The 2,756-nt window shown below is 69.2% G+C and carries 1 protein-coding gene and 1 pseudogene; both read left to right on the plus strand.

Going from position 1 to position 2,756, the window contains the following annotated elements:
• Positions 1-7 precede the first annotated feature (7 nt).
• Positions 8-1,927: an ABC transporter substrate-binding protein gene (locus IE249_RS33025; RefSeq protein ID WP_189710809.1), complete on the plus strand. Its 1,920-nt coding sequence runs from the start codon at positions 8-10 to the stop codon at positions 1,925-1,927.
• 32 nt (positions 1,928-1,959) lie between these two features.
• Positions 1,960-2,756: pseudogene (locus tag IE249_RS33030) on the plus strand (ABC transporter permease); the annotation flags it as partial.

A 2,756-nucleotide genomic window follows, 5' to 3' on the forward strand; every position in this document is an offset into this window, starting at 1 on the left:
CCGAGCCATGAAGAGACATGATCAGCACGGCAGAGGACGTAATGGCCCACACCTGAGGAGGATCCGGCTCCTCGGCGCGGCGGCTGCCGCCGCCCTCTTCCTCACGGCCGGCCTCGCGACCCCGATGGCCCCGGGCGCGCCCCAGGCCCGCGCCGCCGAGACCCACACGGACGGCAAGGACAGCAAGGTCCGCCAGGACGGCAAGGACAGCGGCGGCAAGAAGGTGCTCACCGTCGCCGTCGCGCAGAGCGTGGACTCACTGAGCCCGTTCCTCGCGGTGCGGCTGCTCAGCACGAGCATCAACCGGCTGATGTACGAGTACCTGACCAACTACGACCCCAAGGACGCCCACGTCATACCGGGCCTGGCCACCAAGTGGGAGTCGTCGCCGGACAAGCTGACCTGGACGTACACGATCCGCGGCGACTCCAAGTGGTCGGACGGGCAGCAGGCCACCGCCGAGGACGCGGCGTGGACGTTCAACAAGATGATGACCGACCAGGGCGCGGCCACCGCCAACGGCTCCTTCGTCGGCAACTTCGCCCAGGTCACCGCGCCCAGCCCCACCAAGCTGGTGATCCGGCTGAAGAAGCCGCAGGCCACCATGACGGCGCTCGACGTGCCGATCGTGCCCAAGCACATCTGGGAGAAGGTCGGGGACTTCTCGAAGTTCAACAACGACAAGACCTTTCCCATCGTCGGCAACGGGCCGTTCGTGCTGACCGGCTACAAGCCGGACAGCTATGTGCGGCTGAAGGCCAACAAGGACTTCTGGCGCGGCGCCCCGAAGTTCGACGAGCTGCTGTTCCGCTACTACAAGGACCAGGACGCGGCCGTGGCCGCCCTGCGCAAGGGCGAGGTGTCCTTCGTGGCGGGCTCGCCGTCCCTGACGCCCGCTCAGGCCGCCTCCCTCAAGGGCGACAAGAACATCCACGTCAATGACGCGCCCGGCCGCCGCTTCTACGCCCTGGCCACCAACCCGGGCGCGCAGGCGAAGAACGGCAAGAAGTTCGGTGACGGCGACCCGTCCCTGCTCGACGAGCGGGTGCGGCACGCGCTGTTCATGGCGGTCGACCGCAAGGCGATCGTCGACAAGGTGTTCCAGGGGCACGCCGTCGAGGGCCAGGGCTACATCCCGCCCCGCTTCTCCTCATACTTCTGGAAGCCCGCGGCCGGCCAGGAGCTGGCGTACGACCCGGCGAAGGCGGCGCACCTCCTCGACCAGGCAGGTTACAAGAAGAACGGCGACGGCAAGCGGGTGGGCAAGGACGGCAAGCCGCTGAACTACCGCGTGCTGTGCCACGCCACCGACCCCAACGACAAGGCGGTCGGCAAGTACCTCCAGGAGTGGTGGGGCAAGCTCGGCATCGGCATCACGCTCGACTGCCTGGACAACGTGACCGACCCGTGGCTCGCGGGCAAGTACGACCTGGCGTTCGACGGCTGGTCGGTCAACCCCGACCCGGACTTCGTGCTCTCCATCCACACCTGCGCCGCCCGCCCGGCGACGCCCAAGGACACCGGTGCCACCGACAACTTCATCTGCGACAAGACCTACGACGAGCTCTACGCCCAGCAGTTGGCCGAGTACGACCCGGCCAGACGGGCGGACATCGTCAAGCGGATGGAGTCGCGGCTGTACGACCTCGGGTACATGAACGTCATGGCCTATCCGAACGCCGTCGAGGCCTACCGCACCGACCAGATCAAGTCGATCACGACCATGCCGTCCGAGGCGGGCAACATCTACGGCCAGGACGGCTACTGGAGCTGGTGGTCGGCGGTCCCGGCCGACTCCGGTGACTCCTCGGGGAGTTCCACCTCCACGGGCGTGGTCATCGGGATCGCCGCGGGCGTCGTCGTCCTGATCGGCCTCGGAGTGCTCTTCGCGATGCGCCGCCGGGCCACCGCCGAGGACCGTGAGTAGGGCGGGCGCGACCATGAGCAAGGCAGGCGCACATGACCGCTGAAGCGACACCCTCGCTGGTCGAGGACCCGGCCGCCTCCGGTGCGGCCGGGTCCGGGCCGGCGGGGGCCGGGCGCGCCCTGCGCGCGCGCACCACGGCCGCGTATCTGCGGTACGTGGCGGGGAAGCTGGCCGGCGCGGCGGTCTCGCTGCTCGCCGTCCTCGTCACCAGCTTCTTCCTGTTCCGGCTGATCCCGGGCGACCCGGTGAAGTTCATGACCGGCGGCCGCCCGGTGTCGGCGGCGCAGATCGCCGCCTACCGGCGGGAGTTCGGGCTCGACCTGCCGCTGTGGCACCAGTTCACGCAGTACTGCGGCAAGGCGCTGACCGGGGACCTGGGCACCTCGTACCAGTTCCACGTCCCGGTCGTCGACAAGATCACCGAGGCGCTGCCGAACACCCTGCTGCTCACCGGCACGGCCTTCGTCCTCTACACCGCCCTCGGGATCTTCCTCGGCACGCGCTCCGCGTGGCGGCACGGCGGGCTCGGCGACCGTCTCAACACCGGTCTGGCGCTGACCCTCTACTCGATCCCCTCCTTCTGGCTGGGGCTGCTGCTCATCATCGTGCTGTCGGTCGGCGCGGGCCCGGTCCCGGGGCTGTTCCCCACCGGCGGCATGGAGTCGGGCGGCAAGGAGGGCTTCGCCTACGCCGTCGACGTCGCCCATCATCTGGTGCTGCCGGTGGTGACGCTGGTCGCGGTGGAGTACGGCCAGACGCTGCTGGTCACCCGGTCGGCGCTGCTGGACGAGATGGGCGGCGACTATCTGACCACCGCGCGGGCCAAGGG

This window comes from Streptomyces anandii JCM 4720 (assembly GCF_014650655.1).
Taxonomy (GTDB): Bacteria; Actinomycetota; Actinomycetes; order Streptomycetales; family Streptomycetaceae; genus Streptomyces; species Streptomyces anandii.

Bases quoted from the DNA above. Each gene is read 5' to 3' on its own strand.
- IE249_RS33025 (WP_189710809.1), top strand. From the start codon at position 8: ATGAAGAGACATGATCAGCACGGCAGAGGACGTAATGGCCCACACCTG.